This window comes from Kitasatospora sp. GP82 (assembly GCF_029892105.1).
Lineage (GTDB): Bacteria > Actinomycetota > Actinomycetes > Streptomycetales > Streptomycetaceae > Kitasatospora.
Window position 1 is genome coordinate 64235 of the sequence record NZ_JARZAJ010000018.1, and the last position, 14254, is coordinate 78488.

The window sequence follows — 14254 nt, forward strand, 5'->3', positions numbered from 1 at the left end:
CCCGGCGGCTCTGGCGGGCAGCGGGTGGTGCAGCCGGGCGGGGAGCCCGACGTTCAGGTGAGGGTACGACCCGTCCTCAGACCACCAGGGGGCGATCGGTCGGACGGATCGGGGCGGGCAGCGCGGTCTTGCCGCCCAGGTACTTGTCCACCGCAGCGGCCGCGGAGCGACCCTCGGCGATGGCCCAGACGATCAGCGACTGACCGCGGCCGGCGTCACCACAGACGTACACGCCGTCCGCGCTGGTACCGAACTTCCCGTCCCTGGCGATGTTACCGCGAGCGTCCAGGTCCACGCCGAGCTGCTCCACCAGGCCGTTCTTCACATCGGTACCGGTGAAGCCCATGGCCAGGGTCACCAGCTGCGCCGGGAGGGACCGCTCGGTGCCGGGAACGGGCTCGAAGCGGCCGTCCCTGAACTCGACCTCGACCAGGTGCAGCTCCTGGACGTTGCCGTCCTCGTCACCGGTGAAGTGGGTGGTGTTGACCGCATAGACGCGCTCACCGCCCTCCTCGTGCGCGGAGGTGACCTTGTAGGTCATCGGCATGGTCGGCCAGGGCTGGTGCGCGGGGCGGTCCTCGCTCGGCCGGGGCATGATCTCCAGCTGGGTGACCGAGGCTGCGCCCTGCCGCAGCGCGGTGCCGAGGCAGTCCGCGCCGGTGTCGCCGCCGCCGATGACGATGACGTGCTTGCCCTTGGCGCTGATCGGCGACTCGACGAAGTCGCCCTCCTGCACCTTGTTGGCCAGCGGCAGGTACTCCATCGCCTGGTGGATGCCCTTCAACTCCCGTCCGGGGACGGGCAGATCGCGAGCTGTCGTAGCACCGGCGGCAACGACCACCGCGTCGAAGCGCTCGCGCAGCTGCTGGCCGGTGATGTCCTCGCCCACGTGCACACCGGTACGGAACCTGGTGCCCTCCGCGCGCATCTGCTCGATACGGCGGTTGATGTGGCGCTTCTCCATCTTGAACTCGGGGATGCCGTAGCGCAGCAGGCCGCCGACGCGGTCGGCGCGCTCGTACACCACCACGGTGTGCCCGGCCCGGGTGAGCTGCTGGGCGGCGGCCAGCCCCGCCGGGCCCGAGCCCACCACGGCCACCGTCTTGCCGGAGAGCCGCTCGGGGATCTGCGGGGTGACCCCGCCGCGGTCCCAGGCCTTGTCGATGATGGTGACCTCGACGTTCTTGATGGTCACCGCGTCCTGGTTGATCCCCAGCACGCACGCCGACTCGCACGGAGCCGGGCACAGCCGGCCGGTGAACTCCGGGAAGTTGTTGGTGGCGTGCAGCCGCTCGATCGCGCCCTTCCAGTCGTCCCGGTAGGCGAGGTCGTTCCACTCGGGGACGAGGTTCCCGAGCGGGCAGCCGTTGTGGCAGAACGGGATGCCGCAGTCCATGCAGCGGCCGGCCTGCTTGCTGATGATCGGCAGCAGGCTGCGCTCGACGTAGACCTCGTTCCAGTCCCGCAGCCGCACATCCACGGGCCGGCGCTCGGCCAGCTGCTTGTCTGTGGTCAGGAAGCCCTTGGGGTCAGCCATGTGCCGCCTCCATCATCTTGCGAGTGGTCTCGGACTCGGAGAGTCCATCGCGCTCAGCGGCGTCCTTGGCGGCGAGCACAGCCTTGTAGCCGGTCGGCATGATCTTGGAGAAGCGGGAGACCCCGCTGCCCCAGTCGGCCAGGAGCTCGGCGGCGACTGTGGAGCCGGTCTCCTCGTAGTGCTGCTGCACTGTCTCGCGCAGCCAGTCGCGGTCGGCGGCGCTCGGGGCCTCGATGCCCACCATGCCGTCGTTGACGCATCCCGGACGCAGGTCCAGGACGTAGGCGATACCACCGGACATGCCTGCTGCCAGGTTACGGCCCGTCTCGCCCAGGACGACGACCCGGCCACCGGTCATGTACTCCAGGCCGTGGTCGCCCACGCCCTCGACGACCAGGGTGGCACCGGAGTTGCGGACGGCGAAACGCTCACCGGCCTTGCCCCGCAGGTGGATCCGGCCGCTGGTGGCGCCGTAGCCGATGGTGTTGCCCGCGATCACGTGGCTCTGTGCGTCGGCCCCGATGGCGGCGGCCTCGCGCGCCGGGCGGACGATCACCACACCACCGGAGAGGCCCTTGCCGACGTAGTCGTTGGCGTCGCCCTCAAGACGCAGCGTGATACCGCGCGGCACGAACGCACCGAAGGACTGTCCCGCGCTGCCGGTGAAGGTGACGTCGATCGTCCCCTCCGGCAGGCCCTCGCCCCGGTACCGCTTGGTCACCTCGTGGCCGAGCATGGTGCCCACCGTGCGGTTGACGTTGCGGATCGGCAGCTGGATGCGGACCGCGTCGCCGCGCTCCAGGGCGTCCTCGGCCAGCTCGATGAGCTGGTTGTCGAGGGCCTTGTCCAGCGAGTGGTCCTGCACGGTGGTGTTGTGCAGGGCCGCGCCCTCGGGGAGCTCGGGCACGTGGAAGAGCGGGGCCAGGTCGAGACCGGCGGCCTTCCAGTGGTCGACCGCGGCGGCCGCGTCGATGTGCTCGGCGTGGCCGACGGCCTCCTCGATCGAACGGAAGCCCAGCTCGGCGAGGATCTCGCGGACCTCCTCGGCGATGAACTCGAAGAAGTTGACCACGAATTCGGGCTTGCCGGAGAAGCGCTCGCGCAGCACCGGGTTCTGGGTGGCGACACCGACCGGGCAGGTGTCCAGGTGGCAGACGCGCATCATGATGCAGCCCGAGACGACGAGCGGCGCGGTGGCGAAACCGAACTCCTCGGCGCCGAGCAGCGCGGCGATCACCACGTCACGGCCGGTCTTCAGCTGGCCGTCGGTCTGGACCACGATCCGGTCGCGCAGACCGTTGAGCAGCAGGGTCTGCTGGGTCTCGGCGAGGCCGAGCTCCCAGGGGCCGCCCGCGTGCTTGAGCGAGGTCAGCGGCGAGGCCCCGGTACCGCCGTCGTGACCGGAGACCAGGACGACGTCCGCGTGTGCCTTGGACACACCGGCCGCGACCGTGCCGACACCGACCTCGGAGACCAGCTTCACATGGATGCGGGCCGCCGGGTTGGCGTTCTTGAGGTCGTGGATCAGCTGCGCCAGGTCCTCGATGGAGTAGATGTCGTGGTGCGGCGGCGGGGAGATCAGGCCGACACCCGGGGTGGAGTGCCGGGTCCTGGCGACCCACGGGTAGACCTTGTGGCCGGGCAGCTGGCCGCCCTCGCCGGGCTTGGCGCCCTGGGCCATCTTGATCTGGATGTCGTCCGCGTTGACCAGGTACTCGCTGGTGACACCGAAGCGGCCGGAGGCGACCTGCTTGATCGCCGAGCGGCGCTCCGGGTCGTACAGGCGGTCCGGGTCCTCGCCGCCCTCACCGGTGTTGGACTTGCCGCCGAGGCGGTTCATCGCGATCGCCAGCGTCTCGTGCGCCTCGCGCGAGATGGAGCCGTAGGACATGGCGCCGGTGGAGAAGCGCTTGACGATCTCGGAGACCGGCTCGACCTCGTCGATGGAGATCGGGGCGCGGCCGAGCCCGTCCAGCTTGAACAGACCGCGCAGGGTCATCAGTCGCGTCGACTGCTCGTTCACCCGGTCCGTGTACTGCTTGAAGATGTCGTACCGGCGCGAGCGGGTCGAGTGCTGGAGGCGGAAGACGGTGTCCGGGTCGAACAGGTGCGGTTCGCCCTCACGGCGCCACTGGTACTCGCCGCCGATGTCCAGCGCGCGGTGCGCGGCGGAGATACCGGAGGCCGGGTACGCCTTGGCGTGGCGGGCGGCCACCTCCTTGGCGATCTCGTCCAGGCCGATGCCGCCGAGCTTGGTGGTGGTCCCGGCGAAGTAGGCGTCCACCAGCTCCTGGGAGAGGCCGATCGCCTCGAAGACCTGGGCGCCGCGGTAGGAGGCGACCGTCGAGATGCCCATCTTGGACATCACCTTCAGGACACCCTTGCCGAGCGCCTTGATCAGGTTCCTGATGGCCTTCTCGGGCTCCAGGCCCTCGATGCCCGGCTGATTCAAATAGGCGCCCTGGGCGACGAGGTCCTCGACGGACTCCATGGCCAGGTACGGGTTGACCGCGCCCGCGCCGTAGCCGACGAGCAGCGCGACATGGTGCACCTCGCGCACGTCACCGGCCTCGACGACCAGCGACACCTGGGTGCGCTGCTTGGTGCGGATCAGGTGGTGGTGGACCGCGGAGGTGAGCAGCAGCGAGGGGATCGGCGCATGCTCGGCGTCCGAGTGCCGGTCGGAGAGGACGACGATACGGGCGCCGTCGGCGATCGCGGCGTCGGCCTCGGCGGCGATCTCCTGAAGGCGCGCGGCCAGGCTCTCGCCGCCGGCGGCGACCTTGTAGAGGCCCGACAGCGTGACGGCCTTGAGGCCGGGCTGGTCGCCGTCGGCGTTGATGTGGATCAGCTTGGCCAGCTCGTCGTTGTCGATCACCGGGAAGGTGATGCCGACCGAGCGGCAGTGCGCGGGCGAGGCGTCGAGCAGGTTGCCCTCGGGGCCGAGGTTGCTCAGCAGCGAGGTGACCAGTTCCTCGCGGATGGCGTCCAGCGGCGGGTTGGTGACCTGCGCGAAGAGCTGGACGAAGTAGTCGAAGAGCAGGCGGGGCTTCTCGGAGAGCGCGGCGATCGGCGAGTCGGTGCCCATCGAACCGAGCGCCTCGCCACCGGTCCTGGCCATCGGCGCGAGGATGACCCGCAGCTCCTCCTCGGTGTAGCCGAAGGTCTGCTGGCGGCGCGTCACCGAGGCGTGGGTGTGGTGGATGTGCTCGCGCTCGGGAAGCTTGGCGAGCTGGATCTGCCCGGCGGCGACCCACTCCTCGTACGGGTTCTCGGCGGCGAGCTGGGACTTGATCTCCTCGTCCTCGACGATGCGGCCCTCGGCCGTGTCGATGAGGAACATCTTGCCCGGCTGCAGACGGCCCTTCCTGGCGACCTTCTCCTGGTCGATGTCCAGGACGCCGACCTCGGAGGAGAGGACGACCAGGCCGTCCTCGGTGATCCAGTAGCGGGCGGGCCGCAGGCCGTTGCGGTCCAGCACGGCGCCGATCTGGGTGCCGTCGGTGAAGGTGACGCAGGCCGGTCCGTCCCAGGGCTCCATCAGGTTGGAGTGGTACTGGTAGAAGGCGCGCCGGGCCGGGTCCATGGTGGCGTGGTTCTCCCACGCCTCCGGGATCATCATCAGCACCGAGTGGGGCAGCGAGCGGCCGCCGAGGTGGAGCAGCTCCAGGACCTCGTCGAAGGACGCCGAGTCGGAGTGGTCCGGGGTGCAGATCGGGAAGATCCGCTCCAGACCCTGCCCGTCGAGGCCGGCGGGGATGAGCTCGGTGGCCAGCTGGGACTCGCGGGCCGTCATCCAGTTGCGGTTGCCCTTGACCGTGTTGATCTCGCCGTTGTGCGCGACGAAGCGGTAGGGGTGGGCGAGCGGCCAGCTCGGGAAGGTGTTGGTGGAGAAGCGCGAGTGCACCAGGCCGATGGCGGAGGCGTAGAGCCGGTCCGACAGGTCGGGGAAGAAGGGTTCCAGCTGGCCGGTGGTCAGCATGCCCTTGTAGACGATGGTGCGGGCGGAGAGCGAGGGGAAGTACACCCCGGCCTCACGCTCGGCGCGCTTGCGGACCACGAAGGCGATCCGGTCCAGCTCGATGCCGGCCTTCTCGCCATGGGTGACGAACAGCTGGCGGAACCGCGGCATCACGCTTCGCGCGGTGGCGCCGAGCAGGTCGGGGGCGACGGGGACGCCGCGCCAGCCGAGGATGGTGAGGCCCTCCTCCGCCGCAATGGCCTGGATTCTGGCGACGGCGGCGAGGTCCGCCTCGTCCTCGTCGGGGAGGAAGGCGATGCCGACGGCGTAGGAACCGGCGGCGGGAAGCTCGAAGGAGACCTTGGAGCGCAGGAAGGCGTCCGGGATCTGGGTCAGGATGCCCGCGCCGTCACCGGAGTCCGGCTCGGCGCCGGTGGCACCCCGGTGCTCCAGGTTGCGCAGGACGGTCAGCGCCTGCTCGACGATGGTGTGGTCGGCGATGCCGGTCAGCGTGGCGACGAAGCCGACACCGCAGGCGTCGTGCTCGTTGCGCGGGTCGTACAGACCCTGGGCTGTGGGGCGCGCATCCGGAACGAGCGCGTACGGCCGGGTCGGCTGCGCGGGCTCGTTGGCGGAGTGCATGGATGCAGACAGCATCGGCTCTCCCGTCGTCGTCATTGGCAAGTGCTCTGTGCAATAGGGACGACGTTGGCCCTGATGCGATTTCGTGCAGGTTACATGATGCCGAAAATCCCGGGACGTGGAATATCGCGTCCACATCGCGGACAGAAGGCCCACTTCAGAGGGTGTTTCCCACTGGTGGCCGAGGCGGGGAGAGACGAACGCCTGTCCGCACGCTGCCACCAGTGTGCCCGGAGGCACCCGACCCGAAACAGTGGCGAAATCCCCTGTCCACATATCGAGAACGGCCTCGCCTGCGAATCCATCTCCGGCGGACGACCGGCGGGCATGAATCTGCGGTTCAGCGCGCTCGTCGGCGAGGTTAGGCCAGGCCGTGGCATCCAACCCATGTGTGGAACGTCACGCAACCGAGGGGATATCCATACGACGCCCTGTACAAACACGCGAACCCACCCGAGTGGGCCGATGCCTGGTGGGCCGACAAGCCCAGAGGCGCGGGGAACTGCGCGAGCGACCGTGCACCTCCGTGGAGGGCTGGTCGCGCAGTTCCCCGCGCCCCGAAGAGACTGAAGAGACTCGTGCCCGAAGGGCCCCGGGTCAGCCGACGTGGCCGCCGATCAGCGCACCGAGCAGGTAGGTCACCCCGGCCGCCACAGCACCCAGCAGCAGCTGGCGCACGCCGCTGAACCACCAGCTGCGGGCCGTCACCCGGGCGACCACCGCACCGCAGAGGAACAGGCCCAACAGCGAGAGCACCAGCGCGGGCACCAGCGAGGTCGCGCCCAGCAGGTAGGGCAGCAGCGGGAGCAGCGCACCCAGCGCGAAGCAGAGGAAGGAGGAACCGGCCGCGACCAGCGGCGAGGGCAGGTCGTGCGGGTCCACGCCGAGCTCCTCGCGGGCGTGGATCTCCAGCGTCTGGTCCGGGTCCGTCGAGAGCTGCCGGGCGACCTCGCGGGCCAGCTCCGGCTCGACGCCGCGCGAGACGTACAGCTGCGTCAGCTCGGCCAGCTCTCCGTGCGGGTTGCGGCTGAGCTCCAGGCGTTCGGCCTCGATCTCGGCCTCGACCAGCTCCCGCTGGGAGGCCACCGAGGTGTACTCACCGGCGGCCATCGAGCAGGCACCCGCGGCCAGGCCGGCGAGGCCGGTGAGCACCACCGTGCTGCTGCTGACGGCTCCGCCGACCACACCGGTCATCAGGGCGAAGTTGGAGACCAGCCCGTCCATCGCACCGAACACGGCCGGGCGGAGCCAGCCGCCGTTGACATCGCGATGGTGGCCGTCGGCCGGTATGCGCGGCTTGGGCTGCTCGTCCAGTTCGGGCTGGGCGATCGTCGCGGTCATGGTCTTTCGGCCTCCGTTCGAACACTTCTCCCCCGGGCGCACCCGGGGGCCTCACCCTCCCTAAACTAGTCCGAAACTTAGACAGATTCTAGGAAAGTAAGGCTGTCCGAACAGCGCTCCGGCCGCCTGCCGCCGAGGCGGTGGCAGGCGGCCGGGGAACAGTGGATCCGCAGGTCAGGATGGGTCGCCCGGCTTCTTTTCTACCACCGGCTTCTCTTCTGCGGGGGCCGGACTGGGCGAGGGGACGCTGTCCCCCGTGGACTCGGTCAGCTCCTCGATCCTGGCCGCAGGGTCGATCGAGTCCGGCGCCTCCCGGCCCGGGCGCTTCCTCCCGACGATCACCAGGTAGGCGACGGCGCCGAGGAAGACGACGATCGACGTCCAGTCGTTGAGCCGCAGGCCGAGGAAGTGGTGCGCCTCGTCGATCCGCAGGTACTCGATCCAGAACCGGCCCACCGTGTACGCGGCGACGTACACCGCGAAGGCCCGGCCGTGGCCGAGGGTGAAGCGGCGGTCGGCCCAGATCACCAGCAGCGCGACACCGATGCACCACAGCGACTCGTAGAGGAAGGTCGGGTGGAAGACACCGTCCACCACCGTGCCGTCCGGCATCACCTTGTGGATCTTCAGGCCCCACGGCAGGGTGGTCGGCTTGCCGTAGAGCTCCTGGTTGAACCAGTTGCCCCAGCGGCCACAGGCCTGGGCGAGCGCGATACCGGGCGCGATGGCGTCGGCGTACGCGGGCAGTGGCACGCCCCTGCGGCGTGCCCCGATCCAGGCACCGACCGCGCCGAGCGCGATGGCACCCCAGATCCCCAGGCCGCCCTCCCAGATCTTGAAGGCGTTCCAGGGGTTCATGCCGTTGCCGAAGTACAGCTGGTGATCGGTGATCACGTGGTACAGGCGGCCGCCGACCAGACCGAAGGGGACGGCCCAGACAGCGATGTCACCGACGGTGTGCTTGGCGCCGCCGCGGGCGACCCAGCGCTTGCTGCCGAGCCACACGGCCACGACGACACCGATGATGATGCAGAAGGCGTAGGCGCGAAGCGGTACGGGTCCGAGATACAGGACGCCCCGCGACGGGCTCGGGATGTAAGCGATTTCCATGGCAACCTCGACGCTACCGTGTCCCGCCCGGTACCTCGGCACCGGACGGGGTCACAGCTTTCGAACAGTCCCCCCTCCTTCTTCCCTCCGGGCGCCCCGGCCCGGCGGTGACGTCCCTCCTACGGCGAGGGCGGGGTGTTGCTCTCGGCGGCGGTGCTGCTCGGGGCCGGGCTCTCCTTGCCGGGGCCGGTAGTGCCCAGCGGCTTGCCCTGGTTGGCCGCGTCGACCCACTTGACCAGGTTCTCCGGGGAGATCTGCTCCTCACCGTTCTTCGGGTAGATCGGCTTGCCGTTGAGCAGCACCGTCGGGGTGGACTTGTAGCCGGACTTGTCGAAGTCCTGCTGGACGGAGGAGACCCAGCCGCCGTACCTGTTGTCGTTGACGCAGCTCTCGAAGGTCGGCGAGTCCAGGCCGTTGACCTGCTTGGCCAGGCTGAGCAGCGTCGCGTTGTTGCCGAAGGAGTCGGAGGTCTCCTCCGGCTGGTTGCGGTAGAGCACATCGTGGTAGTCGCGGAAGTGACCCGCATCCTGGGCGCAGGCCAGCGCGTTGGCGCCGTACTTGGACCCCTTGCCGCTGAGCGAGCGGTCGATGAACGAGACGAGGTGGTAGTTGACGTAGAGCTTGCCCTGGTCCTCCAACTGGTCGACCGTGGGCGACAACTGGCGCTCGAAGGCACCGCAGGCCGGGCAGCGCGGGTCCTCGTAGACGGTGAGCACCGAGGGCGCGTTGGCCGGCCCCGACGGGATCACCAGGTTCTTGTCGGCGACCGCCCCGACCGGGGCGGCGACCGGGGTCTCCGGCTTGGAGCGCTGGTTCTGCACCACGACACCGACCACCACGGCGACGGCGATGACCGCCGCAACCCCGCCGATCACGCCCAGCTTCTTGTTGCGCTTGGCGCGTGTCTCATCGCTCGCACGCGCCTCCAGCATCTTCTCGCGGGCGCTGCGCTTGCCTTCTCGGTTCTTCTCGCTCATACGTGCTGTGTCCAAAATGGGTCGGTTGTCGGTCGATGGGTGGCTAGGCGGCCAGCCAGGCGTCGGCCGAGAGCCTGGTGTGCGGCCGGAACACCAGCCAGGAAACGAGCAGCAGGAACCCGCAGTCGCGCAGGATCTCCTGCAGGTACTCGGTCTTGGAGGCGTCGACCGCCCCGCCGCCGCCGAAGCAGCCGCAGTCGATCGAGATCCCACGCGCCCAGGCGGAGCCGATCCCGGCGACGAAGGTGAACAGCAGCAGGGCGGAGATGACCGCGACGATCCGCACACCCAGGCCGATCAGCAGCAGCAGGGCCAGGGCCAGCTCCAGGAAGGGCAGCCCGTAGCCGATCGGCTTGACCAGGGACTCCGGCAGGATCTCGTAGGCCCGGACGGCCTGGGCCGCCTCGGCCGGGTCGGAGATCTTCGCCAGCCCGGCCCAGCCCCAGACCACCACGAGCGCGATTCGGACCGCGAGGCCGAACCACTGGGCCGTCGACCCCTCCACCGCGCGGCGCAGCGCCGGGCCGGCGTGCGGCTCGGCCATCTGCTGACTGGCCATCGGGTCTCCCCCTCGATTCCGCTCCCACTCACGCTTCCTGATGAACCGTAGGGGATGGGTGATGATTCCTCCACATTCGCGCGTTACGCCGAATGAGTGACATCTAGAGATGGATGTCCGATCTGTTCGCTCACCCGATCGGGAAGCCCCGAGGGGCGCGGACGACCAGACACCACGCGAAGACCCGCATCCCCTCCGGCCGTACAGGGGCCTCAGCGCCCGCAGCGCGCGGCCCTGACCGCCACCCCGGCCAGCGGCGGCCGTCCGTCGGCCTGCGAACGGGAGGCGTCCGTCGCCGTGGCCAGCCGGGCCGCCTCGTTGCAGATGTACGCGTCCCGCTCGGCACGCTCCGCGCCCCGCGCCGCCAGGGCGTGCCCGACGGCGGCCTCCGCACCGAGGGCCGCACAGAGCGCCAGCGCGGCGGCGGCGGCCCGTAGGAGTACGGCGCGCTGGAGGCAGGGCACAGGGTTGCTCCCTCACAGAAGGATTCGGTCACAGATGTTCAACAGTGAACGAACCACATGGGGCGATCGGCACCGCAGAGTCATCCCTCCACTCAACGCCGGTCAATCCCCACCGGTGCGACAGAGGCCCACTCTTCACCCGTACGGGTTCATCGGCTTACGGATGCACGACGGCCCGCCACCTCCGAAGAGGTGACGGGCCGTCGAGGCGGAGTCCGTCAGCGGCGGCGGACGCCCTCGGCGAGCTCACCGGCGAGCGTACGGACCGCAGCCAGCGCGGCGGCCTGGTCGCCGTCGGCGTCCAGGATGCGCTGGACGAAGGCGGAGCCGACGATCACGCCGTCGGCGAAGGAGGCCACCTCGGCCGCCTGCGCGGGGGTGGAGACGCCGAGGCCGACGCAGACCGGCAGCTCGGTGGTGGCCCGGGTACGGGCGACCAGGTCCTCGGCCAGGTTGCCGACCTGGGCCCGGGTGCCGGTCACACCCATCACCGCGGCGGCGTAGACGAAGCCGGAACCGGCGGCCGTGACCTCGGCCAGGCGGTGGTCCTTGCTGCTGGGGGCGACCACGAAGACGGTGTCCAGGCCGTGCTCCCCGGCGGCCTTGCGCCACTCCTCGGACTCCTCGACCGGGAGGTCCGGCAGGATGCAGCCCGCTCCCCCGGCGGCGGCCAGGTCGGCGGCGAAACGCGCCACGCCGTAGCGGTCGACCGGGTTCCAGTACGTCATCACCAGTACCGCGGCCTCGGGGTGGGCGGCGGCCACCTCGGCGACGGTGTGCAGCACGTCCTTGATCCGGACGCCCCCGCGCAGCGCGATGTCGTCGGCGGTCTGGATGGTCGCGCCGTCCAGCACCGGGTCGGAGTGCGGCAGGCCGATCTCGACGATGTCGCAGCCGCCCTCGACCAGGGCGTTCACGGCCTCGATGCCGCCCTCGACGGTCGGGAACCCGGCCGGGAGGTAGCCGATCAGCGCGGCACGGTTCTCGGCCTTGGCAGCGGCCAGGACCTCACTGAGCTTCGAAGCCATGGTCACTTGCCCTCGCTGTCGTAGAGACCGAAGTACTCGGCGGCGGTGTGCATGTCCTTGTCGCCGCGCCCGGAGAGCGAGACCAGGATGGTGGCCTCCGGGCCGAGCTCGCGGCCCAGCTCCAGCGCGCCGGCCAGCGCGTGGGCGCTCTCGATGGCCGGGATGATGCCCTCGGTGCGCGACAGCAGGCGCAGCGCCTGCATCGCCTGGTCGTCGGTGACCGGACGGTACTCGGCGCGGCCGGTGTCCTTCAGCCAGGCGTGCTCCGGGCCGACACCGGGGTAGTCGAGACCGGCCGAGATGGAGTGGCTCTCGATGGTCTGGCCGTCCTCGTCCTGCAGGACGTAGGTGCGCGAGCCGTGCAGCACACCCGGGTCGCCCTTGGTCAGGGTGGCGGCGTGCCTGGGGGTCTCGGCGCCCTCACCGGCCGCCTCGCAGCCGATCAGGCGGACACCGGCGTCCGGGATGAACTCGTGGAAGATGCCCATCGCGTTGGAGCCGCCGCCGACACAGGCGACGACCGCGTCCGGCAGCCGGCCCGTCCGGTCGAGCACCTGCTGCCTGGCCTCGACCCCGATCACCCGGTGGAAGTCGCGGACCATCATCGGGAAGGGGTGCGGGCCCGCCACCGTGCCGAACAGGTAGTGGGTGGAGTCCACGTTGGCGACCCAGTCGCGGAACGCCTCGTTGATGGCGTCCTTGAGGGTGCGGCTGCCGGACTTCACCGCGATGACCTCGGCGCCGAGCATCCGCATCCGGGCGACGTTCAGCGCCTGGCGCTGGGTGTCGACCTCGCCCATGTAGATGGTGCAGTCGAAGCCGAAGAGCGCGCAGGCGGTGGCGGTGGCCACCCCGTGCTGGCCGGCGCCGGTCTCGGCGATGATCCGGGTCTTGCCCATCCGCTTGGTGAGCAGCGCCTGGCCCAGCACGTTGTTGATCTTGTGCGAGCCGGTGTGGTTGAGGTCCTCGCGCTTGAGCAGGACGCGCGCGCCGCCCGCCTCGGCGGAGAAGCGGCGGACATCGGTGAGCGGGCTGGGGCGGCCGGTGTAGTCCTTGAGCAGGCCGTCCAGCTCGGCGGCGAAGGCCGGGTCGGTCTTGGCCTTCTCGTACTCCTCGGCGACCTGCTCGACGGCGGCGACCAGCGCCTCCGGGATGAAGCGGCCGCCGTACGCGCCGAAGTAGCCGCGGGCGTCGGGAACTTGGGCGCCTGGCAGGTAGTCGTTCTCGGACATGGGTTGACGTCCTTGTGTGGTGGTGGCTGTCGATGACGAACGAGCGGGAGGCTGTGGTCAGCCCTGCCCGCCGCGCCATCGACGGCCCTGCACCTGCCCGGGCTCGCAGCCGATCACATACCGCACCCGCCGCCCCAGTACCCGACGCGCGGGCGCCCGGCAGCCGCGCGGGCGGCAACCGGGAGCCGGGCCCTGTCCGGCTGATCTTGCCGGGCGCGCGACGCCGGGCATACGGCCTGGACGCACGACCGGATCGCCCGGGTGCGACCCGGTACGAGGCCCGTCCGGTCGCACGCCCAGCCGGGCGCCCAACGCCGCGCGCCCCGCGGCGTCAGCCGCAGGTGTCACAGCCGACAAGGTCAGCCGGACAGGGCCCGGACGGGTGCAGAGTGACATGGTGGCGGGTCAGCCCCGCCCGTTGTTGCGCAGTGCCGGGTGGGCACCGGCCGCGACCAGGTCGGCCACGGCCGTCTTCGGGTCCTTGCCGGTCACCAGGGACTCGCCGACCAGGACCGCGTCCGCCCCCAGGTTGGCGTAGGCGATCAGGTCGTGCGGACCGCGGACGCCGGACTCGGCCACCTTGACGATGTGGTCCGGGATCGAGTCCACCACGTTGCCGAAGGTGTTGCGGTCCACCTCGAGGGTCTTGAGGTTGCGCGCATTGACACCGATGATCCTCGCCCCGGCGTCCACCGCGCGGGCGATCTCCTCCTCGTCGTGCACCTCGACCAGCGGGGTCAGCCCGATCGACTCGGCCCGCTCGATGAGCGAGACCAGAGCCGGCTGGTCCAGGGCCGCCACGATCAGCAGGGCGAGGTCGGCGCCGTGGGCGCGGGCCTCCCAGAGCTGGTAGGCGGTGACGATGAAGTCCTTACGGAGGATCGGGGTGTCCACCGCGGCCCGGACGGCGTCCAGGTCGGCGAGGGAACCCCCGAAGCGGCGCTGCTCGGTCAGCACGCTGATCGCGGCCGCACCGCCCGCCGCATAGTCAAGCGCCAGGGCGGCCGGGTCGGCGATCGCCGCCAGCGCACCCTTGGAGGGGCTGGAGCGCTTGACCTCGCAGATCACCCGCACGCCGTCGCCACGCAGCGCGGCCACGCCGTCCTTGGCATCGGGCGCCTTGGCAGCCAGCTCCTTGAGCTCGTCCAGGGAGACCCGGGCCTGTCGCTCGGCAAGGTCCTGCCGGACCCCGTCGATGATCTCGTCGAGCACACTCACGCGGGCGCCCCCATCATTCTTCGCTAGGCATTCGGCCAGCCGGCGCCGGTGGACGGATGGTCCTCCGGCCTGGCAGATCCAGTCAAGGCCGTGGGTTCGATCCGCACACAGCGGTGAGGATCCTGTGCACATCCGACTCCATCGGCTCTTCGATGGTATCGGGCGCAGGGGGCGCGAACTGCATC

10 protein-coding genes are annotated in these 14254 nt (G+C 70.3%); all 10 read right to left on the minus strand.

Annotation, left to right across the window (positions count from 1 at the left end; all coding sequences use genetic code 11):
- Positions 1-76: 76 nt before the first annotated feature.
- The gene (locus tag P3T39_RS20435; protein WP_280699813.1) at positions 77-1537 is read right to left on the minus strand and encodes a glutamate synthase subunit beta; all 1461 of its coding nucleotides are present in this window, start codon (positions 1535-1537) and stop codon (positions 77-79) included.
- Positions 1530-6062, minus strand: coding sequence for a glutamate synthase large subunit (gene gltB, locus P3T39_RS20440; protein ID WP_280700008.1), 4533 nt, complete (start codon positions 6060-6062; stop codon positions 1530-1532). Before gltB ends, P3T39_RS20435 begins: the two co-directional genes overlap by 8 nt.
- A gap of 675 nt (positions 6063-6737) precedes the next feature.
- Complete coding sequence (locus P3T39_RS20445; protein ID WP_280699815.1) at positions 6738-7481, minus strand: VIT1/CCC1 transporter family protein; 744 nt, start codon at positions 7479-7481, stop codon at positions 6738-6740.
- A gap of 174 nt (positions 7482-7655) precedes the next feature.
- The gene (gene lgt / locus P3T39_RS20450) at positions 7656-8591 is read right to left on the minus strand and encodes a prolipoprotein diacylglyceryl transferase (RefSeq protein ID WP_280699819.1); all 936 of its coding nucleotides are present in this window, start codon (positions 8589-8591) and stop codon (positions 7656-7658) included.
- Positions 8592-8710: 119 nt separating this feature from the next.
- Positions 8711-9568 carry a thioredoxin domain-containing protein gene (locus tag P3T39_RS20455; RefSeq protein ID WP_280699820.1) on the minus strand — a complete coding sequence of 286 codons (858 nt, stop codon included), beginning with the start codon at positions 9566-9568 and terminating at the stop codon, positions 8711-8713.
- 43 nt (positions 9569-9611) lie between these two features.
- Positions 9612-10127: a MauE/DoxX family redox-associated membrane protein gene (locus P3T39_RS20460; protein ID WP_280699822.1), complete on the minus strand. Its 516-nt coding sequence runs from the start codon at positions 10125-10127 to the stop codon at positions 9612-9614.
- 212 nt (positions 10128-10339) lie between these two features.
- Entirely contained in the window at positions 10340-10591 is a 252-nt protein-coding gene (locus P3T39_RS20465; protein WP_280699824.1) for a hypothetical protein, read from the minus strand.
- 218 nt (positions 10592-10809) lie between these two features.
- Positions 10810-11619 carry a tryptophan synthase subunit alpha gene (gene trpA, locus P3T39_RS20470; RefSeq protein WP_280699826.1) on the minus strand — a complete coding sequence of 270 codons (810 nt, stop codon included), beginning with the start codon at positions 11617-11619 and terminating at the stop codon, positions 10810-10812.
- Between the two features lie 2 nt (positions 11620-11621).
- A complete protein-coding gene (gene trpB / locus P3T39_RS20475) occupies positions 11622-12851 on the minus strand; it encodes a tryptophan synthase subunit beta (RefSeq protein ID WP_280699832.1) in 1230 nt (409 codons plus the stop codon).
- A 405-nt stretch (positions 12852-13256) separates the two neighbouring features.
- Positions 13257-14069, minus strand: coding sequence for an indole-3-glycerol phosphate synthase TrpC (trpC, locus tag P3T39_RS20480; RefSeq protein WP_280699834.1), 813 nt, complete (start codon positions 14067-14069; stop codon positions 13257-13259).
- Between the last annotated feature and the right edge of the window lie 185 nt (positions 14070-14254).

Excerpts from the sequence above, each read along its gene's own strand:
- trpB (WP_280699832.1), bottom strand. The coding sequence starts at position 12,851 with ATGTCCGAGAACGACTACCTGCCAGGCGCCCAAGTTCCCGACGCCCGC.
- P3T39_RS20435 (WP_280699813.1), bottom strand. The coding sequence starts at position 1,537 with ATGGCTGACCCCAAGGGCTTCCTGACCACAGACAAGCAGCTGGCCGAG.
- P3T39_RS20445 (WP_280699815.1), bottom strand. The coding sequence starts at position 7,481 with ATGACCGCGACGATCGCCCAGCCCGAACTGGACGAGCAGCCCAAGCCG.
- P3T39_RS20460 (WP_280699822.1), bottom strand. The coding sequence starts at position 10,127 with ATGGCCAGTCAGCAGATGGCCGAGCCGCACGCCGGCCCGGCGCTGCGC.
- lgt (WP_280699819.1), bottom strand. The coding sequence starts at position 8,591 with ATGGAAATCGCTTACATCCCGAGCCCGTCGCGGGGCGTCCTGTATCTC.
- P3T39_RS20455 (WP_280699820.1), bottom strand. The coding sequence starts at position 9,568 with ATGAGCGAGAAGAACCGAGAAGGCAAGCGCAGCGCCCGCGAGAAGATG.
- trpA (WP_280699826.1), bottom strand. The coding sequence starts at position 11,619 with ATGGCTTCGAAGCTCAGTGAGGTCCTGGCCGCTGCCAAGGCCGAGAAC.